At 70.5% G+C, this 25,772-nt stretch carries 26 protein-coding genes; 18 read left to right on the top strand and 8 right to left on the bottom strand.

Annotated elements, in window-relative coordinates:
* Positions 1 to 12 precede the first annotated feature (12 nt).
* Genes ACFPZ3_RS51105 through ACFPZ3_RS51085 form a run of 5 tightly spaced genes read left to right on the top strand, consistent with a single transcriptional unit; the run spans position 13 to position 5,207 of the window.
* Positions 13 to 966 carry a carbohydrate ABC transporter permease gene (locus tag ACFPZ3_RS51105; protein ID WP_379521703.1) on the top strand — a complete coding sequence of 318 codons (954 nt, stop codon included), beginning with the start codon at positions 13 to 15 and terminating at the stop codon, positions 964 to 966.
* On the top strand, positions 963 to 1,793 hold the full coding sequence (locus ACFPZ3_RS51100) for a carbohydrate ABC transporter permease (RefSeq protein WP_379521702.1): 831 nt from the start codon (positions 963 to 965) through the stop codon (positions 1,791 to 1,793). The genes ACFPZ3_RS51105 and ACFPZ3_RS51100 overlap by 4 nt, the downstream gene beginning before the upstream one ends.
* Complete coding sequence (locus ACFPZ3_RS51095; RefSeq protein WP_379521701.1) at positions 1,790 to 3,199, top strand: GH1 family beta-glucosidase; 1,410 nt, start codon at positions 1,790 to 1,792, stop codon at positions 3,197 to 3,199. The genes ACFPZ3_RS51100 and ACFPZ3_RS51095 overlap by 4 nt, the downstream gene beginning before the upstream one ends.
* Positions 3,180 to 4,178 carry a LacI family DNA-binding transcriptional regulator gene (locus ACFPZ3_RS51090; protein WP_379521700.1) on the top strand — a complete coding sequence of 333 codons (999 nt, stop codon included), beginning with the start codon at positions 3,180 to 3,182 and terminating at the stop codon, positions 4,176 to 4,178. The genes ACFPZ3_RS51095 and ACFPZ3_RS51090 overlap by 20 nt, the downstream gene beginning before the upstream one ends.
* Positions 4,179 to 4,196: 18 nt before the next feature.
* Positions 4,197 to 5,207: a phosphotransferase family protein gene (locus tag ACFPZ3_RS51085; RefSeq protein ID WP_379521699.1), complete on the top strand. Its 1,011-nt coding sequence runs from the start codon at positions 4,197 to 4,199 to the stop codon at positions 5,205 to 5,207.
* On the opposite strand, the gene ACFPZ3_RS51080 is transcribed toward ACFPZ3_RS51085, so the two are convergent.
* Both ACFPZ3_RS51080 and ACFPZ3_RS51075 read right to left on the bottom strand, forming a co-directional pair.
* On the bottom strand, positions 5,136 to 7,412 hold the full coding sequence (locus ACFPZ3_RS51080; protein WP_379521698.1) for a M64 family metallopeptidase: 2,277 nt from the start codon (positions 7,410 to 7,412) through the stop codon (positions 5,136 to 5,138). The genes ACFPZ3_RS51085 and ACFPZ3_RS51080 overlap by 72 nt on opposite strands.
* A 37-nt stretch (positions 7,413 to 7,449) precedes the next feature.
* The gene (locus ACFPZ3_RS51075) at positions 7,450 to 8,319 is read right to left on the bottom strand and encodes an anti-sigma factor (protein ID WP_379521697.1); all 870 of its coding nucleotides are present in this window, start codon (positions 8,317 to 8,319) and stop codon (positions 7,450 to 7,452) included.
* A 120-nt stretch (positions 8,320 to 8,439) separates the two neighbouring features.
* On the opposite strand from ACFPZ3_RS51075, the gene ACFPZ3_RS51070 reads away from it, so the two are divergent.
* The 3 genes from ACFPZ3_RS51070 to ACFPZ3_RS51060 all read left to right on the top strand — a co-directional run bounded on the left by ACFPZ3_RS51070 (position 8,440) and on the right by ACFPZ3_RS51060 (position 11,997).
* Positions 8,440 to 9,636 carry an FAD-dependent oxidoreductase gene (locus ACFPZ3_RS51070; protein WP_379521696.1) on the top strand — a complete coding sequence of 399 codons (1,197 nt, stop codon included), beginning with the start codon at positions 8,440 to 8,442 and terminating at the stop codon, positions 9,634 to 9,636.
* 91 nt (positions 9,637 to 9,727) lie between these two features.
* Positions 9,728 to 11,065, top strand: coding sequence for a class II 3-deoxy-7-phosphoheptulonate synthase (locus tag ACFPZ3_RS51065; RefSeq protein WP_379521695.1), 1,338 nt, complete (start codon positions 9,728 to 9,730; stop codon positions 11,063 to 11,065).
* Positions 11,066 to 11,229: 164 nt separating this feature from the next.
* Positions 11,230 to 11,997 carry an SAM-dependent methyltransferase gene (locus tag ACFPZ3_RS51060; protein ID WP_379521694.1) on the top strand — a complete coding sequence of 256 codons (768 nt, stop codon included), beginning with the start codon at positions 11,230 to 11,232 and terminating at the stop codon, positions 11,995 to 11,997.
* A 43-nt stretch (positions 11,998 to 12,040) separates the two neighbouring features.
* Here ACFPZ3_RS51060 and ACFPZ3_RS51055 read toward each other — a convergent pair whose 3' ends face one another.
* Positions 12,041 to 12,415, bottom strand: coding sequence for a thioredoxin family protein (locus ACFPZ3_RS51055; RefSeq protein WP_379521693.1), 375 nt, complete (start codon positions 12,413 to 12,415; stop codon positions 12,041 to 12,043).
* A gap of 265 nt (positions 12,416 to 12,680) precedes the next feature.
* Here ACFPZ3_RS51055 and ACFPZ3_RS51050 point away from each other — a divergent pair, with 265 nt between their 5' ends.
* Complete coding sequence (locus ACFPZ3_RS51050; RefSeq protein ID WP_379521692.1) at positions 12,681 to 14,045, top strand: pentapeptide repeat-containing protein; 1,365 nt, start codon at positions 12,681 to 12,683, stop codon at positions 14,043 to 14,045.
* A gap of 1 nt (position 14,046) precedes the next feature.
* Here the strand turns inward: ACFPZ3_RS51050 and ACFPZ3_RS51045 are convergent, their stop codons facing one another.
* From ACFPZ3_RS51045 to ACFPZ3_RS51035, 3 genes are read right to left on the bottom strand one after another with little or no spacing between them, the layout of a single operon-like run.
* On the bottom strand, positions 14,047 to 14,493 hold the full coding sequence (locus ACFPZ3_RS51045) for an SRPBCC family protein (protein ID WP_379521691.1): 447 nt from the start codon (positions 14,491 to 14,493) through the stop codon (positions 14,047 to 14,049).
* Complete coding sequence (locus ACFPZ3_RS51040) at positions 14,471 to 14,812, bottom strand: ArsR/SmtB family transcription factor (RefSeq protein WP_379521690.1); 342 nt, start codon at positions 14,810 to 14,812, stop codon at positions 14,471 to 14,473. The genes ACFPZ3_RS51045 and ACFPZ3_RS51040 overlap by 23 nt, the downstream gene beginning before the upstream one ends.
* Positions 14,809 to 15,162, bottom strand: a complete 354-nt coding sequence (locus ACFPZ3_RS51035; protein WP_379521689.1) for a VOC family protein — start codon at positions 15,160 to 15,162, stop codon at positions 14,809 to 14,811. The genes ACFPZ3_RS51040 and ACFPZ3_RS51035 overlap by 4 nt, the downstream gene beginning before the upstream one ends.
* Positions 15,163 to 15,266: 104 nt before the next feature.
* Here ACFPZ3_RS51035 and ACFPZ3_RS51030 point away from each other — a divergent pair, with 104 nt between their 5' ends.
* Complete coding sequence (locus ACFPZ3_RS51030; protein WP_379521688.1) at positions 15,267 to 15,920, top strand: permease prefix domain 1-containing protein; 654 nt, start codon at positions 15,267 to 15,269, stop codon at positions 15,918 to 15,920.
* 1 nt (position 15,921) lies between these two features.
* On the opposite strand, the gene ACFPZ3_RS51025 is transcribed toward ACFPZ3_RS51030, so the two are convergent.
* Positions 15,922 to 16,257: a PadR family transcriptional regulator gene (locus ACFPZ3_RS51025; protein WP_379521687.1), complete on the bottom strand. Its 336-nt coding sequence runs from the start codon at positions 16,255 to 16,257 to the stop codon at positions 15,922 to 15,924.
* A gap of 83 nt (positions 16,258 to 16,340) precedes the next feature.
* On the opposite strand from ACFPZ3_RS51025, the gene ACFPZ3_RS51020 reads away from it, so the two are divergent.
* The 8 genes from ACFPZ3_RS51020 (at position 16,341) to ACFPZ3_RS50985 (ending at position 24,363) form a co-directional block, all read left to right on the top strand.
* On the top strand, positions 16,341 to 17,510 hold the full coding sequence (locus tag ACFPZ3_RS51020; RefSeq protein WP_379521686.1) for a cytochrome ubiquinol oxidase subunit I: 1,170 nt from the start codon (positions 16,341 to 16,343) through the stop codon (positions 17,508 to 17,510).
* Between the two features lie 12 nt (positions 17,511 to 17,522).
* Entirely contained in the window at positions 17,523 to 18,287 is a 765-nt protein-coding gene (locus tag ACFPZ3_RS51015) for a cytochrome d ubiquinol oxidase subunit II (RefSeq protein WP_379521685.1), read from the top strand.
* 6 nt (positions 18,288 to 18,293) lie between these two features.
* Positions 18,294 to 20,045, top strand: coding sequence for a thiol reductant ABC exporter subunit CydD (gene cydD, locus ACFPZ3_RS51010; RefSeq protein ID WP_379521684.1), 1,752 nt, complete (start codon positions 18,294 to 18,296; stop codon positions 20,043 to 20,045).
* Positions 20,038 to 21,723: a thiol reductant ABC exporter subunit CydC gene (cydC, locus tag ACFPZ3_RS51005; RefSeq protein WP_379521683.1), complete on the top strand. Its 1,686-nt coding sequence runs from the start codon at positions 20,038 to 20,040 to the stop codon at positions 21,721 to 21,723. Before cydD ends, cydC begins: the two co-directional genes overlap by 8 nt.
* A gap of 82 nt (positions 21,724 to 21,805) precedes the next feature.
* Positions 21,806 to 22,432, top strand: coding sequence for a hypothetical protein (locus tag ACFPZ3_RS51000; RefSeq protein ID WP_379521682.1), 627 nt, complete (start codon positions 21,806 to 21,808; stop codon positions 22,430 to 22,432).
* Positions 22,429 to 22,752: a winged helix-turn-helix domain-containing protein gene (locus tag ACFPZ3_RS50995; RefSeq protein WP_379521681.1), complete on the top strand. Its 324-nt coding sequence runs from the start codon at positions 22,429 to 22,431 to the stop codon at positions 22,750 to 22,752. The genes ACFPZ3_RS51000 and ACFPZ3_RS50995 overlap by 4 nt, the downstream gene beginning before the upstream one ends.
* On the top strand, positions 22,749 to 23,630 hold the full coding sequence (locus ACFPZ3_RS50990) for an ABC transporter ATP-binding protein (protein ID WP_379521680.1): 882 nt from the start codon (positions 22,749 to 22,751) through the stop codon (positions 23,628 to 23,630). The genes ACFPZ3_RS50995 and ACFPZ3_RS50990 overlap by 4 nt, the downstream gene beginning before the upstream one ends.
* Positions 23,623 to 24,363 (top strand): ABC transporter permease, encoded by a 741-nt coding sequence (locus ACFPZ3_RS50985; RefSeq protein ID WP_379521679.1) that lies wholly within the window; start codon positions 23,623 to 23,625, stop codon positions 24,361 to 24,363. The genes ACFPZ3_RS50990 and ACFPZ3_RS50985 overlap by 8 nt, the downstream gene beginning before the upstream one ends.
* A gap of 68 nt (positions 24,364 to 24,431) precedes the next feature.
* Here ACFPZ3_RS50985 and ACFPZ3_RS50980 read toward each other — a convergent pair whose 3' ends face one another.
* The gene (locus ACFPZ3_RS50980; protein WP_379521678.1) at positions 24,432 to 25,688 is read right to left on the bottom strand and encodes a S1C family serine protease; all 1,257 of its coding nucleotides are present in this window, start codon (positions 25,686 to 25,688) and stop codon (positions 24,432 to 24,434) included.
* Positions 25,689 to 25,772: the final 84 nt, after the last annotated feature.

The following is a 25,772-nucleotide window of genomic DNA, read 5'->3' as shown; positions in this document are numbered from 1 at the left end:
GAAAGGTCTGTTATGAGTCTCGACACCCTTCCGCGGGCGGCCAGGACCCACCGCCGTGACCATCCGCCCGGCCGCCGCTGGCGTTCCAAGATGGACGTCAAGGCGATGCCGTATGCCCTGGTGTCCCCGTATTTCCTGCTGTTCGCCGCCTTCGGGCTGTTCCCGCTGGCCTTCACGCTCTACTACTCGCTCTACGACTACGACCTGGCCGGGACCACGGAGTGGGCCGGGCTGGGCAACTACACCGCGCTGCTGGCGGACGACGACTTCTGGCGGGCCGTGGCGAACACGGTGGGCATGTTCCTCCTCGCCACCGTCCCCCAGATGTTGCTGGCCCTGTTCCTGGCCAACGCGCTGAACAAGCGCTTCCGGTTCCGCCTGGCGATCCGGATGAGCGTCCTGTTGCCGCTCGTCACGTCGGTGGTGGCGGTCGCGGTCGTGTTCACGCAGCTCTACGCCCGTGACTGGGGCCTGGTCAACTGGATCCTGGGCGGGCTCGGGATCGACAACACGAACTGGCGCGCCGAGCGTCTCCCGTCCTGGATCGCGATCGCGACCATGGTGGACTGGCGCTGGACCGGCTACAACGCGATCATCTTCCTGGCCGGCATGCAGACGATCCCGCGCGACCTGTACGAGGCCGCGGCGATCGACGGTGCGTCCAGGCGCAGGCAGTTCTGGCAGATCACGCTGCCGATGTTGCGCCCGACCATGATCTTCGTGGTGCTCAACTCCACGATCGGCGGCCTGACGCTGTTCTCCGAGCCGACCACGTTCTACAACGGCAACGTCGACGGCGGCTCGCAGGGCCAGTTCCAGACGGTGGCCATGTTCATCGTCAAGCAGGGCTTCCGCGAGTTCGACTACGGCTACGCCGCCGCGGCCGCCTGGCTGCTGTTCCTGCTCATTCTCATCGGAGCGGCGATCAACTTCCTGTTCGTGCGCAGGATCGGGGGCACGAAATGACCACCTGGAAACCGACCGTCCTCACCAGGGTCATGCTGGGGCTGGCCATCTTCCTGTCGGCGTTCCCGCTGTACTGGATGCTGGTCATCGCCTCGCGGACCAACGCCGACGCGGTGTCGGTGCCGCCGCCGTTCCTGCCCGGCGGGAACCTGGGCGAGAACATCGTCGCGGTGCTCAACAACGAGGACGCCAAGTTCCTGCTGGGCCTGACGAACTCGTTCATCGTGGCGAGCATCGTCACGGTCTCCGTCGTGATCATCTCGACGCTGGCCGGCTTCTCGTTCGCCAACCTGAACTTCAGGGGCCGCAACCTGCTGCTGCTGCTCGTGCTGCTCACGATGGCGGTGCCGCTGCAGCAGATGGGCGTGGTGCCGCTCTACCGGCTCATGGTGAGCCTGGAGTGGACGGGCACGCTCAAGGCGGTCATCCTGCCGTACCTGCTCAACGGGTTCGGCGTGTTCCTGATGACGCAGTACACGCGGCAGGCCGTGCCGATGGAGCTGGTCGAGGCCGCCCGCGTGGACGGCGCCGCCACGCTGCGCATCTGGTGGAACGTCGTGCTGCCCGCCGTGCGGCCCGGCATGGCCGTGCTCGGCATCAACACGTTCATGCTCATGTGGAACGACTTCATGTGGCCGCTGATCGTGCTCACCCCCGACAACCCGACCGTGCAGATCGCGATCACCTCGCTCAACGCCAGGTTCTCGACGAACTACACGTTGATCTTCGCGGGTACGGCGTTGTCCATCATCCCGCTCATCGCGGTATTCGTTGCATTCGGCCGCCAGATCGTCGGCGGACTCATGGAAGGTGCGGTCAAGGCGTGACGACTCAAGAGGAACAGACGCGTGCCGGCCTGCGCTTCCCCACTGGTTTCGCGTTCGGCGCGGCGACGTCGGCGTACCAGATCGAGGGCGCCGTCACCGAGGACGGGCGTGGCACCTCCATCTGGGACACCTTCACCAAGACCCCGGGCAGGGTGCTCAACGGCCACCATGGTGACGTGGCCATGGATCACTACCACCGGTTCGCCGAAGACGTCGCGATCATGGCGGACCTGGGCCTGACGGCCTACCGGTTCTCCGTCTCCTGGCCCCGGATCCAGCCGGACGGCTCCGGCGCGATCAACCAGAAGGGCCTGGACTTCTACAAGCGGCTCACCGACGAGCTCCTGCGGCACGGCATCGATCCCTGGCTCACCCTCTATCACTGGGACCTGCCCCAGGCGCTGGAGGATCAGGGCGGCTGGCCCAACCGCGACACGGCCTACCGCTTCGCCGACTACGCGGCGGCCGTGCACGACGCGCTGAAGGATCACGTGCACACCTTCAGCACCGTCAACGAGCCGTGGTGCGCCGCGTTCCTCGGCTACGCCTCGGGCGAGCACGCCCCCGGCAGGCGCGAGCCGCAGAACGCGATCAGGGGCGCGCACCACCTCAACCTGGCCCACGGACTGGCCGTCCAGGCCATGGGCGCGCGGCGGGTCGGCGGCTGCGTGAACCTGTACGCGGTCACCCCCGAGACCGACAGCGAGCGGGATCAGGACGCGGCGCGGCGCATCGACGGGCTGCAGAACCGCTTCTTCCTCGACGCCCTGCTGACGGGTCAATACCCGGAGGACGTGCTCGTCGACCTGCAGATGGAGCCCGACCTCGTCGAGCCGGGCGACATGAAGATCATCTCCTCGCCCATCGACGTGCTGCTCGTCAACTACTACAGCCGCTTCACGGTCTCGGGAGCACCAGGCGGCAAGGCGTCGGCGGCGGCGGCCCCCACGGACTCGGCTTCTCCGTGGGTGGGCAGCGAGCACGTGTCCTTCGTCAACGGCGGCCGGCCCGTCACCGCGATGGGCTGGGAGATCGACGAGGGCGGCCTGGTGGAGATCCTCACCCGGGTGGCGCGGGACTACCCGCCGATCCCGATGGTGGTCTCGGAGAACGGCTCCGCCTTCGACGACGTGCTCCTCGACGGACGGGTCCACGATCTCGAGCGGCAGGAATATCTGCGGGCGCATCTGGGGGCCTGCAAGGAGGCCATCGACGCGGGCGTGCCCCTGGAAGGGTATTTCGCCTGGTCACTGATGGACAACTTCGAGTGGGCCTGGGGTTACGGCAAACGATTCGGCCTGGTGCACGTGGACTTCGATACGCAGGAGCGGCTGCTCAAGGACAGCGCGCTCTGGTACTCGGAGATCATCCGGCAGAATAGGCGCCATGAACCGACCGACTCTTGAGGCAGTCGCTGCTCGGGCCGGAGTGGGCCGAGGCACGGTGTCGAGAGTCATCAATGGCTCGCCGAACGTCAGCGCCAAGGCCCGCGAGGCCGTGGAGGTGGCGATCCGCGAGCTGGGCTACGTGCCCAACCGCGCGGCGCGGGCGCTTGTCACGCGCCGCACGGACACAGTGGCGCTGGTGGTGTCCGAGTCCCAGTTCCGGGTCTTCGACGAGCCGTATTTCGCGGGCACCATCCGCGGCATCGGCTCGGCGCTGGCCGAGACCGGGTTGCAGCTCATCCTGGCGATGGCGCGCACCCCGGAGGAGCACTCGCGGCTGGAGCACTACCTGACGGGGCAGCACGTCGATGGCGTGCTGCTGCTGTCGCTGCACGGCGCCGACCCGCTGCCGGGCAGGCTGGAGGCGATGGGCGTGCCGACCGTGCTCGGCGGCAGGCCCGTCGGCCTCGACCCCTACAGCTACGTGGACATGGACAACAGGGCAGGAGCCCGGCAGGCGGTCAAACACCTGCTGGGCCTCGGCCGCACCGCGATCGCCACGATCGCCGGGTCCCAGGACATGGGCGTGGGCGTCGACCGCCTCTCGGGCTACCGCGACGCGCTGCTGCCCTCCGGCCTGCAGGAACTGGTGGCCTATGGTGACTTCTCCGAACACAGCGGCGCCGCCGCGATGGCCGAGTTGCTGCGCACTCATCCCGAGCTCGACGCCGTCTTCGCGGCGTCCGACCCGATGGCCCTGGGCGCGATGCGCGTGCTCAAGGCCGAGGGGCGCAGGGTCCCGGGAGACGTGGCGGTGATCGGGTTCGACGACTCGAAGGCCGCCCTGCACGCCGACCCGCCCCTGACCACCGTCCACCAGCCGACCGAGGCCATGGGCCGGCAGATGGCGCAGCTGCTCGTGGCGCGCATCCATGGCGAGGAGCTGCGCCAGCCGGTCGTGATCCTCGACACCCACCTGGTGCGCCGGGAATCGGCGTGACATCGCGAGAGGGGCCCTGTGGACAGCAGGACGAAACGCCGGTTAACGGAGGCTGAGCTCGACGCGCTCGTACGCCGGGCGGTCGGCACGGGCGTCACGTCCGCGACCGAGCTGACCGACGGATACGCCAACGCCGTCTGGCGGCTGAAGCTGGACGACGGCCGCGAGGTCGTGCTCAAGCTGTCACCGCCACCCGACCTGGAGCAGCTCAGCTACGAGCGCAACCTGCTGCGCATGGAGGCCGCCGCCATCGGCCTGGCGCTGGAGGCGGGCGTGCCGGTGGCGGGGCTGCTGGGGGCCGGGTTCGACGACCCGGTCCTGGGCGGCGACTACCTGGTGCTGGCCGCGCTGGACGGCGTGTCGTGGAACGACGTCAAGCCCGAAGGCGAGGCCGCGCTGCGCAGAGAGCTGGGCGGCCATCTGGCCAGGTTCAACGCGGTGACGGGCGAGGTGTTCGGCTACCCGCACGCCGGGATCGTGGGCGCGACGTGGCGGGAGGCGTTCCTGGCGATGGCGGCGGCGCTGCTCGGCGACACCGAGCGCTACCCGACCCCGCTGCCGCGCCCGCGCGCGGAGATCATGGCGGTGCTGGAGGCCGCGGCGCCCGCGCTGGAGGAGGTGACGACGCCGCGGCTGGTGCACTTCGACGTGTGGGCGGGCAACGTCTTCCTCGACCTGAGCGGCCCGCCGCGGATCCAGGCGATCATCGACCACGAGCGGGCCTTCTGGGGCGACCCGCTGGCCGAGTTCGTCACGCCGACGATCTTCGGTGAGCTGAAGGAGGACGACCCGCTGCTGACCGGCTACCGCGAGGTGACGCCGCTGGAGCTCACCCCGTCGGCCCGGACCAGGATCGACCTCTACCGCGCCTACCTGTACCTGATCCTGCTGGTCGAGAACGGACCCCGGCAGTACCCGGAGGACGAGTACGCCAGGATCCGCGATCTCGCGACGACCTCACTGACCGGCGTGCTCGACCGCCTCGTACGCGCCTCCGTCCCGTCCGTCCGCCCTGGGCCCGTCGGCTAGGCGCGCGCACTTGCCCGCGCCCTTGTTCGGCACCCCGAGATCCACGGGCGTGTCGCCTGGACAGGCGAGCGCGCCCTTGACCGTGGTGCCGGACAGGATCGGCGCCGTGTTGCCGCTCAGCAGCGCGGCGCCGCGCAGGTCGGCGCCCACGATGGTCAGGTTCCCCGCGCCGCTCACGGCGAGCGCGCCGGTGACGCGGGCGCCGAGCAGATGCACCTCGGCGGGCCTGACGGCGGTGAGCGTGCCGGTGATCCGGCCTCCGTCGACCACCAGGGAGGCGCCGGGCCGCACGGTGACCGCCCCCGTGACCTGGGCGCCGTCGAGGCAGGTGACGCCGCCGGTGACGGTGAGCGGGCCGCGGTGGACGCCGGTGACGGTGCGGGTGCAGGCGGGCGGCGGGGCGATGGTGGTGACGGTGAAGCTCTTCTGCTCGCCATCGTTGCCGGCCGCGTCGATGGAGCGGTACTCGATCGTGTGCCGGCCGCGCGGCAGCTTGCCGTACACGAGGGAGTCGATCACCGTGCCCTGCTCGGAGAACGTCCACGGCAGGGCCGAGGAGGTCGGCCAGCCGAAGTAGTTGAACCAGCCGTCGCCGTCCACCCGCGACTCCGAGACCACGTAGCCGTCGCGGTCGTCGGAGCCGGTGAGGCGCATGGTGAAGGGGCCGTTGTAGACGTAGGTGTCGCCGGCGCGGGCCAGCGGCCCGGACAGCTCGTACGCCGTGCCCGGCCCGGTGGCGTCGATCGTCCACCTCAGCGTCCGGCCGCCGAGGGCGGCGGTGAGGGTGTGCGTGCCCCGCTTGAGGTTCAGCGCGCCCAGGTCCAGGTCGGAGCCCTGGTAGGTGTGACCGTTCAGCGTCCAGGTGACCTCGGGGACGGTCGCGGCCGGGTGCGTGGTCTCCACGTAAACGACGTCGTCGCGGCCGAGGGGGCGTTCTGTGGGGGTGGAGGACACGAACGCGGGCTCGACGCCGTCCGGCGGGGTGGTGATCGCGGTGTCCACCGTCCAGGTGCGGGTCCTGGTGATGGCCGTCCTGATGGCCGGGTCCCTGACGAACTCGGTCGGGTCGGAGACGGTGGCTGTGACCGTGTGCGTGCCGGCGGTGAGGCCGAGTGTGCGCAGGTCGAGGGCGTCCCGGTCGCCGGGCAGGGGCTTGCCGTCCACGCTCCAGGCCGTGACCAGGGAGTGGGAGACGGGGCGCATCGGCTCGACCCACAACACCCGGTCGGCCCCGACGGGCGCGTCCACGGGCGCCGAGTCCTGGACGACCATGGTCTTGGCGGTGATGCGCCGCACCATGACCTCGCGGCTGACCTGGTCGAGGTAGTAGCCGAGCGTCTTCATCATGGAGTGCGCGCTGGGCCGCCACACGCCGGTCGTGTAGTAGAGGCCGCCCTCGTAGCGGCCGATCGGGCCGCCCGACTCGCTGGGCTCGCCCAGCCAGCGCCACCACTTCGCCTGCCGCTCGCTCATCTCCCGCTCGGTCAGCAGGGTGTGGTGGGCGCTGTCCGGCTCGGGGCCCGGGTAGGCGCCGCCGGGGACACCGCGCTGGTAGTAGTCGTACTCGTCCTGCAGGCCGCCCAGGGAGTGGCCCAGTTCGTGCGGGCTGATCAGGGCGGACATGCTGTTGCTGCCGGAGGCGGTGGCGTACGAGCCGCCGGCGCCGCCGTACGTGCCGCTGTTGCCCAGTGCGAGGATCTGCCGGTTGCCGGTCGTGGTGCCGGTGACCAGGTCGGCGTAGCGGGTGGCGGCGGCGTTGTCCATGGTGATCAGGCGCTGAACGCTGCCCGGGTTGCAGCGGCCCCAGAAGCCCATGCTCAGCGGCGTCGTACGGCGCGGCGCGTCCAGCCCGGGGTCACAGCTGATGCCCGACTCCCCCGAGACGATGTCGATCCGGTAGACGTTGATGTAGTTGCGGTAGGACTTGAACGGCTCGATCGACCACATCACGTTGAGGTGCCGCTCGGTGTCGGCCCTGAACGCGGCCTGCTCGGCCTCGGTGTAACCGTCACCCATGATGATCAGATTGAAGCGTTTGGCCGGGGCTCCCGTGACCTGCACGGGGACGACGGTGGCCGAGCCGGGCTCGACGGCTGCTCCGGTGGCTGCTCCGGCGGCTGCCTCGACGGCGGCTCCGGCGGCTGCTTCGGCGGCGGGGGCGGATAACAGGGAAGCGGCCAGGACTAGGGCCGCGAAGGTGCGCATGATCGCACTATCGGACCGCACGGCCCCCGAGTCCAGATCACGCCTCGGGCAGCTCCGCCAGCATGATGGCCTGCGTCGTGGGCCTGTCGGAGCCCTCCGCGGGCTCGACCGTGAGCGCCACGTGGTCCTCGCGGTTCAGCGGCGCGAGCACCATGGGCGCGCTCACCCCGTCCGCCCGCCGCTCGACCAGCCCGCCCGGGCGGGGGCCGTCCGGGCCCATCAGCCACAACTCGTAGGTCTTGGACTCGGGCAGCCCGGCCAGGCCCGACGAGGTGAACACCATGCGCCCCCGGCCGCGCGAGATCACGACCGTGCCCATGCCGCCGGTGGTGACCGGCTGCCGCATCGTCTCGGCGTCGGGCGCGGCCAGCACCGCGACCAGCTCCTCGTTCCTGGTGCTCGCCTCGCCCAGGTCGCGGCGGGCGTCGAAGGCCACCACGCCCAGCGCGATCGCGGCCGCGGCGGACACCGCCGCCAGCGCCGCCGTCAACCTCGTCCGCCGCCGCAGCGGCACCACGTTCCCGGCCTCCGGCGTCGCGGCGATCTCCGGAGCCATCCTGAACGCGGGCTCCTGAGGGAGGCTGAGCGTGGGGGCGTCGGGCGGCAGGGCCAAGGGCCTGCGTTCCTGCGGTGGCCTCCAGACGGTGGGGCTGTCGTCACGACCCTGCTCTGGCAGGTCCTCGGGACGCCGCGAGCGGTGCGCGGCGTGGAGGAGGCGCCCGCGAAGCCTGGCGGGCGGCTGCTCGGCCACCGCCTCGGCCAGCCTCGCGGCGGTCTCCCGCAGGTTACGCACCTCGGCCGAGCATCCCGGGCACGTGTGCAGGTGCTCCTCGAACAGCACCCACTCGGCGTACGGCAGTGCGTGCACGGCGTAGGCGCCAGAGAGGGTGTGGAGTTCCTCTTTCATCATCCACTCCCTGGTGTGAGAGGCGGCTCACGCATGTACTTCGGCTGTTCGGGCACGCCGGATGGCCGTGGCCCTTGCTCATTTCACATGACGTGAGATGATTTCATGGGGTGATGAATTATGGGATGCGTGATTGCGGGCGGCGGACCCGCCGGGGCGATGCTCGCCCTGCTCCTGGCCAGGGCCGGCGTCGAGGTGACGCTGCTGGAGAAACACGGCGACTTCCTGCGCGACTTCCGGGGTGACACGATCCACCCCTCGACGCTGCAGGTGCTCGACGAGCTGGGGCTGGCGCAGGAGTTCCTGAAGCTGCCGCACAGGAAGGCGTACTCGCTGAGCATGGTCTCCGACGCCGGTGACATCAAGATCGCCAGCCTGCACCGGCTGCCCGGCGAGTACCGCTACATCGCGTTCGTGCCGCAGTGGGACTTCCTCAAGCTCATCACGGCGGCGGCCGAGCGCTACCCGGGGTTCCGGCTGCTGATGGACACCGAGGCGTACGACCTGATCCGCGAGGACGGGGTCGTGCGCGGGCTGCGTTACCGCGACGGGAGCGGCGAGCACGAGATCGGGGCGGACCTGACGGTCGCCGCCGACGGGCGGCACTCGGTGCTGCGCGGCCGGGCGGGCCTGGCGACGGAGAGCCTCGGCGCGCCGATGGACGTGTTGTGGTTCAGGCTGCCCCGGCACGCCACCGACCGGGACGACACGTTCCTGCGGATCTCGGCCGGCCACATGATGGTGGCGATCAACCGGGAGAGCTACTGGCAACTGGCGTACCTGATCCCCAAGGGCGGCTACGCCGCGCTGGAGCACGCCGGCATCGACGCGGTACGCGAGCCGGTGGCGAGGCTGCTGCCGTGGCTGGCCGACCGGGTCGGGCAGCTCAGGAGCTACGACGACGTCAGCATGCTCACCGTCGCCATCGACCGGCTGCGCCGCTGGCACCGGCCCGGATTCCTGTGCATCGGGGACGCCGCGCACGCCATGTCGCCGGTGTTCGGGGTGGGCATCAACCTGGCCGTGCAGGACGCGGTCGCCACCGCCAACCTGCTGGCCGGCGCGCTGAGAACGGGCACGCCGATCCCCGAGTCGGCGCTGCACCTCGTGCAGCGGCGGCGCATGTTGCCCACCAGGATCACCCAGGCGGCCCAGCGGCTGGTACAGAACCGGGTCATCGGCCCCGCGCTGACGCGGCGCTTCGACCCCTCCGGGCTGCCGCGCGACCTGACCCGGATCCCGGTGCTCAACCGGCTGGCCCCGCGCTTCATCGGCCAGGGCATCAGGCCCGAGCACGTAACGGTAAAGGAACTTTGACCGCCTCTGGGTTCCCAGGCGTATAACCGCATTCTCACAACGTGGACACAGGGGTCGGTGGGGCCGAGCCAGTGGAATACCCTCGTATCTCGTGAGCAGCAATCTCGTGGATCTCGATTCCTGGCGTGCCCTCCCCGCGGCGCAGCAGCCTGACTGGCCAGACCGCGGCGAGCTCGACAAGGTTGTCGCCGAACTCGGCGGCCTGCCCCCATTGGTCTTCGCGGGTGAGTGCGACCAGCTCAAAGAGCAGCTGGCCGCCGTCGCCCGCGGTGAGGCGTTCGTCCTGCAGGGCGGCGACTGCGCCGAGACCTTCTCCGGCGCCACGGCCGACAACGTGCGCCAAAAACTGAAGACGTTGCTGCAGATGGCCATCGTGCTGACGTACGCGGGCCGGGTGCCGGTGGTGAAGATCGGCCGGGTGGCGGGGCAGTTCGCCAAGCCGCGGTCGAAGAACACCGAGGTGCGCAACGGCGTCGAGCTGCCCGCCTATCGAGGCGACATGGTCAACGGGTTCGACTTCACCCCCGAGTCGCGCAAACCCGACCCATGGCGGCTGCTCAAGGCCTACCACTCCTCGGCGGTGACGCTCAACCTGGCGCGCGCGTTCACCAAGGGCGGCTACGCCGACCTGCGGCAGGTGCACGCCTGGAACCAGGACTTCGTGGCCGAGTCGCCGGCCGGGCGCCGCTACGAGCAACTGGCCAGGGAGATCGACCAGGCGCTCGCGTTCATGCGGGCCTGCGGGGCCGACCCCGAGGAATTCCACACCGTCGAGTTCTACTCCTCCCACGAGGCGCTCATCCTCGACTACGACCGGGCGCTCACGCGCATCGACTCGCGTACGGGGCTGCCCTACGACGTGTCGGCGCACATGGTCTGGATCGGCGAGCGCACCCGCCAGCTCGACAGCGCGCACGTCGACTTCTTCGCCAGCATCCGCAACCCGATCGGCGTCAAGCTCGGCCCGACGACCACGCCCGCCGAGGCGCTGGCGCTCATCGACAAGCTCAACCCGGGCAACGAGCCCGGGCGGCTCACGTTCATCACCCGGATGGGCGCCTCCAAGATCCGCGAGCACCTGCCCGCGCTGGTCAAGGAGGTCACCGCGACCGGGGCCCGGGTGGCGTGGATCTGCGACCCGATGCACGGCAACACCTTCGAGGCGTCGGGCGGGCACAAGACGCGCCGGCTCGACGACGTGCTCGACGAGGTGGCGGGCTTCTTCGAGGTGCACCGCTCGCTCGGCACGCACCCCGGCGGCATCCACATCGAGTTCACCGGCGACGACGTGACCGAGTGCGTGGGCGGCGGGCACGAGATCGGTGAGACCGACCTCGCGACGCGCTACGAGACGGCGTGCGACCCCCGGCTCAACCGCAGCCAGTCACTCGATCTGGCTTTCCGGGTGGCCGAGCTCTACCGCGGCTGACGTACTGCGTCTATCCACTGCGGGTAATCACTCGCGGGCCGGGGGTGACCCCGGCCCGCGAGTGATTTACGTCTCATTCTCAGGCTCAGAGGTATTCGGGATAAGTCCGGCGTTTCACGACTATGATCGCCCCGAAAGAGACCAATAGTTCGGGAGATAAAGACGTGGATAGTGCTCCGGAGGGGGTGGACCCCAACGTCCCCAACGTCGCGCGCATGTACGACTACTTCCTCGACGGCAAGGACAACTTCGCGGCCGATCGGGCAGCGGCGGAGCAGATCCTCACGACCTTCCCCAACACCAGGCAGGGCGCCCGGGCGAACCGGTCGTTCCTGCGCCGCGCCGTACGGCACGTGGTGGACCAGGGCGTGCGGCAGATCGTGGACCTGGGCGCCGGCCTGCCGACCCAGGGCAACACGCACGAGATCGCCCCAGAGGCCCGCGTGGTGTACGTGGACTACGACTCCGTGGTGTGCGTGCACGGCAGGGCGCTGCTGGCCAGGAAGGACAACGTCGACTTCGTGCAGGCCGACGTACGCGAACCGGACGCTCTGCTGGACAAGCTGGGCGGCCTCGTCGACTTCGACGAGCCGGTGGCGTTCCTGATGCTGGCGATCCTGCACTTCATCCCCGACGACCTCGCCTACGACGCGGTGAGGAAGGTGCGGGAGACGAGCGCGCCCGGCAGCCACCTGGTGATCAGCCACGCCGTGGACTCCACGCCCGACACCACCCCGCAGGCGCTGGAGATCTACAAGAAGGCCACGGCCGCGCTGAACCTGCGCACGCGGGAGGGGGTCCTGCGCTTCTTCGACGGGTACGAGCTGGCCGAGCCGGGGCTGACGTACCCGAACGGGTGGCGTCCCGAGGACCCGTCCGCGCCAGGGAACGGCATCACCTTCGGTTACGTGGGCGTCGGGCGCAAACCCTGAAAATGCGAAGGCCCCGCCGGGGAGGCGGGGCCGGTCGCGGGCGTCAGTTCTGCTGAGCCTGCTTCAGTTCCTCGCTGAGCTCGGTCCTGATGGCGTCCATGTCGAGCGCCTTGACCTGACGGATGAGGTCTTCGAGCGCGGGCCCCGGGATGGCGCCGGCCTGGGCGAAGACCACGATGCCGTCACGGATGGCCATGAGCGTGGGGATCGAGGAGATGTCGAATCCCTGCGCGAGCCCCTGCTCGGCATCCGTGTCGATCTTGCCGAAGGTGATGTCGTCGTGCTTGTCCGACGCCTGCTCGAAGATCGGTCCGAACTTCTTGCACGGCGGGCACCACTCGGCCCAGAAGTCGAGTAGCACGATCCCCTTGTCGGCGATGTCGTTGAAGTTGCTCTCCGTTACTTCGATGGTCGCCACAAGTGGCTCCTCGCTCGTTCGTCGCTAGCAAGTGCATCCGTCTCAACCACATACCCGACACAAGCATTCCATGCTCCTGCGCCGGGCGCCGCCCAGCCGGTCACGCCGCCTCCCTCACGGAGTCCTCCCAACGAGTGCTACACGGGGATAAAGCACGCATCTTCGGCGCATTGGAGCCAATTTAGACCGCATATTTTCACATAAATGGGGATGCACCATTAAATCGTCGATCCTTGACATGGGCCGCGGCGGGTATCACCCATGCATGGACTGGGTCACCTGCGCCTATTCGGCTGCGTGCACGGGAATCGCTAGCCGGCCGTCCGGCTTCTGCCTCGCACACCTCACTCCCGAACAACTCGGCGCCGCCCTCGGCACGCTCTCCCCCGGCCGGCTGCTCGACCTGCGTGGCATCACCGTCACCAGCGACCTGCTGACCATGGCCCTCGACGCGACCGGCCGCAGACCCGGCAGAACCCGGCTGGACCGGGTCAGGTTCATCGGCGACGTCAGGTTGCCGGGGGTGACGTTCGCGGGTGACGTGTCCCTTGACGGGGCCAGGTTCGACCGGCTGGCCTCGTTCTTCGGCGCGCGCTTCGAGGGCAACGTGTCGCTGGCCGGCGTTCGCTTCACCCGCGAGTTGTCCTTCCACGGCGTCACCGTGCGCGGGCACGTCTCGCTCGATCGCGCCGTGATGTCCCGCGACGCGCTGTTCAGCCAGGCCGTGTTCGGGCACGGGCTGTCGTGCGAGCGGGCCAGGTTCGACGGGTACGCCACCTTCGACGGGGCCCGGCTCGGCGACGGGGCCGGGTTCAGGGGGGCGCGCTTCGGCCGTACCCTGTCCTTCCGCAAGGTCAGCGGGCACGCCGGGTTCGAGGCGGCGCACTTCGCCGCAGACGCCTACCTGTCGGCCACCGGCCGGCTCTCGGCCGCCAGGGCGCGCGCCGACGGGCTGCTGGACGTGTCGGTCGCGCGGTGCGGCGTGGACCTGCGCGGCGTGGAGGTGACGGGGCCCACGACGGTGCGGCTGACCGACTCGCAGGCCGACCTCGAGGGCGCGGTCCTGCGCGGCCCGGCCACCGTGACCGGGCGGGGCCGCTCCATGCTGACCTCGTTGCGGCAGGTGGAGGCGCCCAGCCTGGAGCTGTTCGGGCTCGACCTGTCGGCGTGCCGGTTCGCCGGGCTCGCCCATCCGTCGGGGGTGCGGGTCAAGGACTGCACGTTCGCGCTCACGCCGCGCGGGGTGCGGGTGAGCCTGCGGTGGCCGATGTTGCGGTGGTTCTCGCGGCGGCGCGCGCTCGCCGACGAGCACACCGCCCGCGGTCTCGCCGACCCCGACGATGCGGACACCTCCCCCGACGGGCTGGCCGCCCTCTACGCCGGACTGCGCCCCACCGACCGCGCCACCTCCGCCGACTTCGCCTTCGCCGCCATGGAGATGCGCCGCCAGGCCGGGCACGGGTGGTGGCTGTCGGTGTCATGGTTGTTGTGCGGGTACGGCATGCGCATGGGCCGTGCGGCCCTCTGGTTCGCCCTGGTGGCCGCCCTCACGGCCGCCGCCACCTTCTGGAGCACGGCCTCCCACGCCGTCGACCACGCCGACCCCGCGGCCCCGGCCCTCCACCCCTGAGTCAGAGGCCGGCGGCGATGGTGGCGATGGTGGTGAAGTGGCGGGGCCAGCCGCCGCCCATGATGCGGCGCGAGAGCTGCTGCACCTCATCGTCAGGGTCGAAGCCCTCGTGGTCGAGGAACAGCCGGGTGCCCCTGCCCTCGGGCTCCAGCCGCCACGTCACCGTCCAGTCGGCCTGTTTGCCGTCGCTCCAGCTGATCCGCAGCAGTTTCTCCGGCTCGATCCGCAACACCTCGCAGTGCACGATCCCGTCGAACCCGACCTGCTTCTTGGGTGTCGTGGTGAAGGTGAACCGATGCCCCACCTCCGGCTTGAAGGTGTTGGGCATGAGCCAGCGCTCCATCAGCTCGGGCTCGGTGAGCGCCCGCCACACCTTCGCCGGCGGGTGGGCGATGAACTGGTCGAGCCTGATGGCGCGCAGGTCTTCAGCCGTCTTGTCGTGGGACATCGGAGTCCTCCATCTCGTCGAGCAACGCGGTGAGGGCGGTGAGCCGCTCCCGCCAGAATCGTTCGTACGGGCTCAGCCAGTCGCGGATCTCCATGAGCGGCGCCGCCTCCAGCCGGTAGTGGCGTTCCCTGCCTCTGCGGGTCTCGGCCACCAGCCCCGCGTCCCTGAGCACCTTGAGATGCTCCGACACGCTGGGCCTGCTCATGTCGAACCGCTCCGCCAGCCGCCCGGCGGGCTGGGCGCCCTCGTCGAGCAGCAGGCGCAGCAGTTCGCGCCTGGCCGGGCTGGCCAGCGCGGTGAAGACGTGGTCGGTGGTCACGCCTGGCTGACCACGAAGCCGTTGCCGTACGGGTCGTGGAAGAGCAGCTGCCGGCCCCACGCCTGCTCGCTCGGCCCTTCGCAGGCGATCTCGTCCTCGCGCAGCCGGATCGCCAGCGCGTCGAGGTCTGGCGCGGCCACGACGAGGCCGCCGATCGGGGCCATGTCCGGGAACCAGGAGGCCAGCAGCAGCGTGGTCTCGGCGCCCTTGGGCGCGACGGTGAGCCAGCGGCCCATGGGGAACGGGTTGTCGGTGCGCACCTCGAAGCCGAGCACGCGGGTGTAGAAGTCGAGCGCCGCGGCCTGGTCGGCGACGGGCACGGTGATGGTGAGGATGGATGAGATCGGCATGTCAGCCACTATATGTAGGAAAAAACCTACACATCAACCCTTTCGTCAAAAATCAGGGGATTCCCGGATATGACCCCGAGATCACCGCCCGTAAACTGGGCGTCATGCTCATCGACGACTACGTGGCAGAGCTCAACGGCGCCCTGGCCGGCCCCCAGGGCCCCAAGCGCGACCTGGTCGTCGAGGCACGTGACAGCTTGGTCGACACCGCCGACGCGCTGGAGGCAGACGGGCTCGACCGGGTGGAGGCCGAGCGGGTGGCGGTGACGGAGTTCGGGGCGGTCTCCGAGATCGCGCCCGGCTACCAGGTCGAGCTGACCGCCGTCGCCGGGCGGCGGCTGGGAATGCTGATGTTCGTCAGCCTGCCGATCACCGTGGCCATGTGGTCGGTGTTGTGGCGGATATACCCGGCCGACGACGTCGTCTGGATGCACCAGCCGGCCTGGTTCGCGCCCGTCTCGCGGCTGCTGGACATCATCCAGCTCGGCTCGGGGCTGTACGGCGGGCTCGTGGTGCTCGCGCTGAGCCGGGGCTCCCGGTGGATCCGCCGGCCGCGGCTGGCGACCAGGTCGCTGGGGGTGCTGGTCTGGACCTCGCTGCCGGTCACGTGCGGGCTGGCACTGTTGTTGTCCTACGGCATGGACTCGCCCAACACCCTCACCCCGCTGCCCTCCATGCTGGCGAACCTGGTGACCTCGGCGATGTGGGGCATGCAGATCTACGGCGCCACCCGCTGCGTACGCATCACGAGAAGCTGACTCACCCCACGGCGGTGGACTCGGCGCGCAGGACGCCGCCGATCACGCTGGCGAACTCCCGCCAGGCCGACCGCTCCCCCTGGAGCTGCTTCCTGCCCGAGTCGGTGAGCCGGTAGGTGCGCCGCTTGCGCCCGCCCACCGTCGCCCACTCGCTGGACAGGTAGCCGATGCGCTCCAGCCTGCGCAGCGCCGGGTAGACGGTGCCCGTGGGCACGTTGAGCGCTCCCCCGCTGCGCTCCTGCAACGCCTCGATGATGGCGTAGCCGTGCAGCGGCTCCCGCTCCAGCACTGAGAGCAGCAGGGCGTCCATGTGCCCGCGCAGCGCATCCGGATTCATGACACCGATCCTAGACACCCGTCTCTCATGTAGCCAGTCTACATGTAGGCTCTCTACATATAGAGAGGGAAGGGAGGGGCGTCATGGACGTACTGGATCTGGCGCGTACGCAGTTCGCGGTGACGGGGAGCCTGCATTTCCTGTTCGTGGTGCTCACACTGGGGCTGGCGCCGCTGGTGGCGATCATGCACACCCGGTGGGCCAGGTCGGGCAAGCCGATACATGAGAGCATGACGCGGTTCTGGGGGCAGATCTACGTCATCAACTACGCGCTCGGCATCGTGACCGGGCTGGTGATGGAGTTCCAGTTCGGCCTGTCGTGGAGCGGGTTGTCGCACTACGCGGGCGACGTGTTCGGCGCGCCGCTGGCCATGGAGACGCTGGTGGCCTTCTTCCTGGAGTCCACGTTCCTCGGCCTGTGGATCTTCGGCTGGGGGCGGCTGCCCCGCTGGGCGCACCTGGCGTGCATCTGGCTCGTGACGCTGACCGCGTACGCGAGCGCCTTCTACGTCATGGTCGCCAACTCCTTCCTGCAGAACCCCGCGGGCGCCGTCCTCAGCGGCGGGCGCATGGCGCTGACCGACGTCGGCGCGCTGTTCTCGAACAAGGCCCTGGTCTTCGCCTTCCCGCACGTCATCGGCGCCGGGTTGTTCGCCGGGGGCATGGTGCTGGTGGGCGCCAGCGCGTGGCGGCTGTGGCGGCGCGCCCCCGAGACGGAGTTCTTCACCACGTCGTTGCGGATGGGCGTGGTCACGGCCGCGATCGGCATCTTCCTGGCCATGGGCTTCGGGTACGCGCAGTTCGGCGTCATCCAGGAGGACAAGTTCGACGGCGCCGGCGGCGCGGCGGCCGTCGGGCTCGGGTTCATGATCGAGCTTGGGCAGTTGCTGGGGCTGCTCGTGTTGTTCGTGATGCTGCCGATGATCGGCATCCTGCACAGGGCGCGGTGGACGCATCCGATCCTGATCGCGATGACGCCGCTGCCGTTCGTCCTGTCGATCCTGGGCTGGATGGCCAGGGAGGTCGGCCGGCAACCCTGGATGATCTGGGAGAGACTCACCGTGGCCGACGCCATGTCACCCGGGCTGACCTCGGGCATGGTCACGGCCTCGCTCATCGGCTTCGCCGCCGTGCTGGGGCTGCTGGCGATCGTCGACTACGTGCTCATCGCCCGCGTGATCAGGCGCGGGCCGGGCGCCCTCGACCTCGGGGCCACCGCCGACGAGCCGCGTACCCCCGCGCTGAGCTACTGAGGAGTGCTGAACATGGAAGTGGTCTGGTTCGTCTTCTTCGCGGTGCTGCTGGCCGGGTACTTCGCCCTGGAGGGCTTCGACCTGGGCGTGGGGCTGCTGCTGCCGGTGCTGGGCAGGACGGGCGGGAACCGGGACCGGATGGTGGCCGCGATGGCCCCGTACGTGCTGGCCAACGAGGTGTGGCTGGTGGCCGTCGCCGGGACGCTGTTCGGGGTCTACCCGCTGCTGGAGGGCGAGGTCCTGTTCGGGCTCTACCCGCTGGTCGTGGCGATGCTGCTGTGCTGGATCCTGCGGGACGCCGGGCTGTGGTTCCGTCGCAGGCTGGACGGCCCGGCGTGGCGCGGGTTCTGGGACGGGGCGATCGCGTTCGGCTCGCTGGGGCTCTCCGTGGGCTGGGGCATGGCCCTGTACGCGGCCGCCACCGGCTTCGAGTCCTCCCCCGTGCATCCCGTCGGGCTGATGCTGGGCATGGTGGTGACGCTGCTGTTCGCCTTTCACGGGTGGACGTTCCTGGGCTGGCGGACGCCGGGCGTGTTCGGGGTCACCAGGTCGGGGCGGGTGTTGCTGGTGTCGGCTCTGGTCGCGGCGCTGCCCGCGCTGGGGGTGCTGGCGGGCGCGATGCCGTACCTGCTGGAGCACAGCGCTCCCCCGGCTACGTTGAATGTGCTCAGTGTCATGGCGCTGCCCTTCGCACCGATCATGCTGGGCGCGCAAGTATGGGTATGGCGGACTTTCCGGCCAGGAAAGGACGCCTTCCGGCTCCCGTCGTTCTTCTGAGGACTCGTGCATAAGGATCTCCTCGCGCTCATGCGGGCCGAGCGTTCGGTTCGCCGCCACCTGAGTGTCACCATGGCCGCCGCCATACTGGCGGGGCTGCTCGTCCTGCTGCAGGCCGAGTTGCTGGCCGGGGTGCTGTCCGGCCGGTTCACCGCCGCCGCGCTGGCCGTGCTGGCGGCGGTGGTCGGCGTACGCGCGCTGCTGGCCTGGGCGCAGGGCGTCTTCGCCGGGCGCACCGCGACGGGCGTCAAGTCCGCCCTGCGGCGGCGCCTCCTGGAACGGCTGCGCGACCTGGGCCCGGCACGGCTCACCGCGCACCGCTCCGGCGAACTCCTCACCCTGGCGGGACGCGGCCTGGATGGGCTCGACGCCTACCTGACCGGCTACCTGCCCTCGATCGCGGTGGCCGCGGTGGTGCCCGTCGCCGTGCTGGTCCGGCTGTTCGCCGCCGACCTCGGGAGCGCGGTGATCGTCCTGGTCACGCTGCCGCTGATCCCCGTCTTCGGCGCGCTGGTCGGGATGACCACGAAGGCGGTCACGGAACGGCAGTTCCTGGCGCTGTCGCGGCTCGGCGGGCACTTCCTCGACGTCGTACGCGGCCTGCCCACGCTGCGCGCCTTCGGCCGGGCCCGCTACCAGGCCACGGTCATCCGGCAGGTCGCCGACGCGCACCGGGGCGCCACCATGCGGACGTTGCGGGTGGCGTTCCTGTCGTCGCTGGTGCTGGAGTTGTGCGCGTCGTTGTCGCTGGCGCTGGTGGCGGTGCCGATCGGGCTGCGGCTGCTCGGGGGGTCGCTGGACCTGACGACGGCGCTGCTGGTGTTGTTGCTGGCGCCGGAGGCGTACCTGCCGCTGCGGGCCATGGGGACACGTTTCCACGCCTCGATGGAGGGGGTGGCCGCCGCCGACGCGGCCTTCGCCGTGCTGGACCGTTCTTCCGACCCCGCCGTCGGTGAGGGGCGTCAGGCGCTCGCCGGGAGCGGGGCTCTGGAGATCCGCCTCGAGAACGTCACCGTGCGCTATCCCGGCCGCGATTCCGCCGCCCTGTCGGACGTCTCCCTCACCATCGGCCCCCGCGAGCGGGTCGCCCTGGTCGGGGAGAGCGGCGGGGGCAAGAGCACGCTGCTCCACCTCATCCTCGGCTTCGTCCAGCCCGATTCGGGCCGGGTCCTCATCGACGGGGTGGACCTGCGGGATCTGTCCCCGGCGGGGTGGCGGGCGCGGCTGGCGTTCGTGGCCCAGCGGCCGCACCTGTTCGCCACCTCCGTGGCCGACAACATCCGCCTCGGTACGCCCTCGGCCTCCCTGGACGACGTCCGGAGGGCGGCCTCCGCGGCCCACGCCGACTTCGTGGCCGCCCTGCCCGACGGCTTCGACACGGTGGTGGGCGAGCGCGGCGCCAACCTCTCGGCCGGCCAGCGCCAGCGGATCGCCCTGGCCCGCGCCTTCTGCCGTCCGGGGGCCTCGGTGCTGCTCCTGGACGAGCCCACGGCCCGCCTGGACGGGCGCAGCGAGGCGGCCGTGGTCTCGGGGACGTCGTCGCTGGCCCGGGACCGTACGGCGGTCATCGTCGCGCACCGGCCCGCAATGATCGACCTCGCCGACCGCGTCATCCGCGTCCACGAGGGCCGCGTCGTCTCCGACACCATCCACCACCCCGCCGGAGAGGGCGCGCCGGACGGCGCGCCGGACGACCCGCCACTGGGCGACGGACAGGTGGCGGTGGGGCGGCATGAAGGGAGTACGGGCGGTGAATAGGCGTATGGGCATACGGCTCGTCTGGGCCGTGCTGGCCGGGGCGGCGGCGGACCTGGCGGGGCTCGGGCTGATCGCCGCGGCGGCCTGGCTGATCACCCGGGCCGCGCAGCAGCCGCCGCTGGCCGCGCTGAGCGTGGCGATCGTGGCCACCCGGGCGTTCGCGACCAGCAAGGGCGTCTTCCGGTACGCGGAGCGTCTCACCGGACACGACGTCGCCCTGCGCGCCCAGGCCGGCACGCGGGAACGCCTCTACGGGGCCCTCATCCCGCCCCAGAAGCCCCGTCACGGCGGCGCCGACCTGTTGAGCCGGATGGTGGACGACACCGAGGCCGTGCAGGATCTGCTCGTCCGCTGCCTCCTGCCGGCCGCCGCGGCGGCGGTGGCGGGGCTGGCGGCGGTCGTCGTCGGGCTGACGATCCTGCCCGCGGCGGCGCTGGTGCTGGTGGCGGGCCTCGTGCTGGCCGGTGTGGCGCTGCCGGCGGGTACGGCCGCCGCGGCCCGCAGGTGGTCGGCCAGGATCGCCCCGGCCAGGGCGGCGCTGGCGGGCCGGGTGGCGGATCTGGTGCACGGCTCCGCCGACCTGGCCGCGTACGGCGCCGACGACGAGGCCCTGGCCAAGGCCCTGGAGGCGGACGAATCCCTGGCCGGCCTGGAACGCCGCCAGGCCCGCGTCCACGCCGCCGCCCTGGCCGGCGGCACGCTGGTGCAGGGGCTGACGGTGGCGGGCGTGGTGCTGCTCGCCCAGGGGGCGGGGGCGGGCTCCGTGGGCACCGCCGTGCTCGCGCTGACCTCGCTGGTCGCCTTCGAGCCTGTGCTGCCGCTGGCGGCGGCGGGCGAGCGGATGGCCGGCATCATGGCGGCCATCAGGCGGCTGCGCGAGGTACGCTCCTCCACCCCCGCCGTCGCCGAACCCGCCGTGCCTGCTCCCCGGCCCGAGGCCCCGCTGACCATCGAGATCGACGACCTCGTGGTACGCCACACCGCCTCGGGCAGCGGGCGGGCGGCCCTGGACGGGGTGTCGCTGCGGCTCACCCCCGGCAGGCGGGTCGCGATCGTGGGGCCCAGCGGGGCCGGGAAGAGCACGTTGCTGGCCGCCCTGATGCGCCTGGTCGAGCCGGAGTCCGGCGGCATCAGGGTCAACGGCGCCGACCTCGGGGAGCTCGACGGTGACGACGTGCGGGCGCTGATGACGGGGCTCACCCAGGACCCGTACATCTTCCGTGCGAGCCTGCGCGACAACCTGCGCCTGGCCGGGCCCGACGCCGACGAGGAGCGGCTGAAGCGGGCCGTTCGCGATGCCCGGCTGGAGGAGTGGGCCGAGCGGACCGGGTGGGACGCCGAGCTGGGCGAGGACGGGAAGACCGTGTCGGGCGGGCAGTTGCAGCGGCTGGCGCTGGCCAGGGCGCTCCTGTACGACCCGCCGGTGCTGCTGCTCGACGAGCCCGCGGAGGCGCTGGACGAGGAGACGGCCGACCGGCTGATGGGCGACCTGCTGGACGTGACGCGCGATCGCACGACGCTGCTCGTGACGCACCGCCTCAAGGGCCTGGAGCTGGTCGACGAGGTCGTGGTGCTGGATGAGGGCCGGGTCGTCCAGCGGGGCAGGCACGACGAGCTGGTCTCCGTGCCCGGCTACTACCGCGACCTGTGGGAGTCCGAGGTCCTGACCAGGCGGTAAGCCCTTCGCCCCGCCCAGGGGTTGAGTTGGCGTCGCCAAGCGGTTTAAGATGCAAACTAGTTTACAGTTTTGAGGAGTTTGCATGGTGGACGAAGAGCGTACGCCGAGTCCCGAGGAGATGCTCCGCGTCATCGAGGAGCAGAGCTTCGCCACGGTGAGATGGCTCCACGGAGATCCGCGGCTGCTCTACATCCCCTGGGGCATCGCCTGGCTGCTCGGCTTCTCCGCGCTGTTCCTGCACTACGGCCTCGGCGGCGAGCCCTACGCCCCGATCTCCCAGATGCAGGCCGTGGGCGTGCTGCTCTCGACCATGCTGGTGGCGGGGGCGATCTCCGCGTACGGGATCGTGCGGATGAACCAGCTGGTCCGCGGCGAGTCGTCGGCCAGAGGGGCGATGTTCGGCTACGCGTGGTTCGCTGGGATGTTGCTCATGACGATCATCGCGATCAGAGTGAGCCCGCTGCTGCCCGAGGAGGAGAGCGGCCTGCTCTGGGGGGGCAGTTCGCTCATGGTCGTCGCCGTCCTGTACATGGCGGGCGGCGCGATCTGGCTCAACTGGCCGATGTTCTTCGTCGGCGCCTGGGTGGCCGGCGTCGACGCGCTGGGCGTGCTGCTCGGCGCCGGCTGGCACGCGCTGCTGACCGCGGCGCTGCTGGGCGGCGGGTTCATCGTGATCGGGCTGTGGTTGTGGTGGAGGGACGCCCGGTGAGCGCGGACCAGGCGCCGCCGGACCTCGATCCGGTGATCCACGCGCAGGCCAGGCTGCGGGTGGTCGCCGCGCTCAACGTCCTCGGCGACGGCGACGAGATGGCCTTCAACTCGATGAAGGAGCTGCTCGGCATGACCGCCGGCAACCTGTCGGTGCATCTGACGAAGCTGGAGGAGGCCGGTTACGTGCGCATCAACAAGACGCACAAAGGCCGCACACCCGTCACGTACGTGGCGCTGACCAAACGGGGGCGTCTGGCCTTCGAGGACTACACCAAGGCGATTCGCGCCCTGCTGGACAACGCTGGAGGAGTTCGATGACGGTCCTCGCCAGAGCGAACGAGGTCACCCGCCGCTACGGCGACGTGCTCGCGCTCGACCGCGTCTCGCTGGACATCCGGCCGGGCGAGGTGGTCGGCCTGCTCGGCCCCAACGGGGCGGGCAAGTCCACCCTGATCAACCTGTTCGTGGGGCTGCGCCGGCCGACGTCCGGCACGGTCGAGCTGTTCGGCGGCTCGCCCCAGGACCCCGTCATGCGCCGCGGCATCGGCGTGACGCCGCAGGAGACGGGGCTGCCCGAGTCACTGCGCGTCGGGGAGATCGTGGACTTCGTGTCGGCGCACTTTCCCGACAGGGCGGACAAGGGCGAGTTGCTGGCCCGCTTCGGGCTGGACGACCTGATCAGGCGGCAGGTCGGCGGCCTGTCCGGCGGGCAGAAGCGGCGGCTGGCGGTGGCGCTGGCGTTCGCGGGCAATCCGCGGCTGGTCTTCCTCGACGAGCCGACGACCGGCCTCGACGTCGAGGCGCGCCGCTCGTTGTGGGAGGGCATCAGGTCCTTCCACGAGGAGGGCGGCACGGTGCTGCTGACCAGCCACTACCTGGAGGAGGTCGAGGCGCTGGCCGAGCGGGTCGTGGTGTTCGGCCACGGACGGGTGCTGGCCGACGACACCGTACGCGCCGTACGCGACATCGTGGGGGTGCGCCGTGTCTCCCTCGTCGCCGACGGCCTGCCGGAGCTGCCGGGGGTGCTCGCCACGGAACGCGCCGACGGCCGGGTGAGCCTGGTGACCACGGATCCCGACCGGCTGGTCGTCGAGCTCGTACGGAGCGGCACCCCGTTCTCGGGCCTGGAGATCAGGCCGGTCTCCCTGGAGGAGGCCTTCATCGCCCTCACCTCGAAGGAGTCCGCGCATGTCTAGCCTGGTCCTCGCGCACACCCGCTATCTCCTGCTCGAACAGATCAGGGTGCCCATCGGCCTGGTGGCGGGGGCGTTGTTCCCGGCCGTCACGATGGTGGCGTTCGTGATCCCGTTCGCGGGCCAGGATCCCAAGGCGGCCACCATGGCGACGGCCTCGCTGATGTTCTTCGGCGCGATGTCGGGGGCGCTCATCGGGCTCAGCATCAACGTGGCCCAGGATCGCGAGCAGCCGTGGAACCCGTACCTGCGCACGCTCCCCGCGGGCCCGTTCCCCCGCTTCACCGGCCGGATCCTGGTGCAGTGCGCGGTCATGCTGGTCTCGGTGGTGCCCGTGCTGGTGGTCGCGGCGGTGTTCACCGAGGCGACGATCACGCCGGCCCGGCTGCTGCTGGGGTTGGCGGCGTTGTTCCTGGGGCTGGTCCCGTTCATGTTGCTGGCGTTGTTCATCGGGTACGCGGTGACGGCCAAGGCCGCGATCGCGGTGTCGCAGGTGCTGTTCTTCCCGCTGGCGATCCTGGGCGGGCTGCTGCTGCCGCCGCAGATTCTGCCCGGCTTCATCGAGGCCGTCTCGCCGTACACGCCGGCCAGAGGGGTGGCCGAGCTGCTCTGGGCGATCACTGCGGGCACCACGCCGGACCCGGTGGCGCTGGTAGCGCTGGGCGTGTGGACCGTGATCGCGGCGGCGGGGGCCGCGTGGGCCTATCGCCGCGACGAGGGGCGGCGCTTTTCCTGAAAAGTGGGGGGGTGTGCCGCCGAGTCCGCAGCGATCTCGACGGCACACCCGTCCATGAGGGGGTCCAGTTATTGATTTTCGTCGAGGGTGACGGTGACCTCGGCGGTCTCGCCGTCCCTCATATATGTGATCTTGACCTCTTGGCCCGGTTTGAAACCTCTGACCTGCCCGACAACCGTATCGCCTCCGTCAACCGCCTTGTCGCCGATCTTCGTGATCAGGTCACCTTGTTTCAGTCCGGCCTTCTCCGCCGGGCTTTTGGCGGTGACCTGCCTGACGAGAGCGCCGGGCACGTCGCCTGTGGCGTCGGTGACGCTCACGCCGAGGAAGGCGTGGCTGACCTTGCCGCTGCTGATGAGCTGCTCGGAGACCTGCTTGGCGGTGTTGACCGGGATGGCGAAGCCGACGCCGCCACCCTGGGCCTCCGAGGCGATCGCGGTGTTGATGCCGACGAGCTGGCCCGCGGCGTTCACCAGGGCGCCGCCGGAGTTGCCCGGGTTGATGGAGGCGTCGGTCTGGATGGCGCCGCCGATCGTGGTGGGCGCGCTCTGGCTCTGCTGCTGCTGTTCCTGGCCCCAGCCGGGCGGGATCTGCTGCTGCTGGTCGTTGCCGAGGTTGAGGGTGCGGTCGAGGGCGCTGACGATGCCCGCCGTGACGGATCCGTCGAGGCCGAGCGGGCTTCCGATGGCCAGTACGGGGTCGCCGACCTTGAGCTGGTCGCTGTCGCCGAGCGTGGCCTTGGTCAGCCCGGAGACGCCTTCCGCCTTGATGACGGCCATGTCGGTGGCCGGGTCGGTGCCGACGACGCTGGCCTTGGCCGTCTTGCCGTCGCTGAACTTGACGGTCATCTGCCCGCCCTGGCCCGCGCCGACGGCCACGTGGTTGTTGGTGAGGATGAGCCCGTCCTCCGACAGCACGACGCCGGAGCCCTCGCCGGTCTGCCCCTGGACCATGACGACCGTGGGCTGCACCTTGGCCGCGACCTCCGCGACGGTGAGCTGGTCGGAGGCGGTCTTGAAGACGGGGCTGGGCGTGTTGACACTGCTGCTGGCGACCGGCTCGGGCTGGAACGAGGTGGCGACGGCGGCTCCCACGACGCCGCCGCCGATCGCCATGGCGGCCAGGGCGAGACCCGCGATCGTCTTCTGGCCCGCGGTGAAGCGCTGCTTCCTGGGCGGCGCGGGCGGAGGTGGCGGAAGCTGCTCCGTGGGCTGCGTGTCGCGCTGGGGGAAGCCCCCGGCTGCCGGAGGGGTGGCGCCGAACTGGCTCCACCCACCGGCACCCTGCTCCTCAGGGCCCTGCTCGCGAGGCTCGTTCGCGTTCATCTTTCATCTCCTCGAATCCCGATGATTCAAGGGTGTCAAGAGGCGCGTAAGAGCTGGTTAAGGCGGAGATTCAAGAAAGCGGGC

The sequence above is a fragment of the Nonomuraea insulae genome (genome assembly GCF_042656245.1).
Note: the sequence above shows the minus strand (reverse complement) of the source record. Positions and strands in the feature narration are given on the sequence as shown.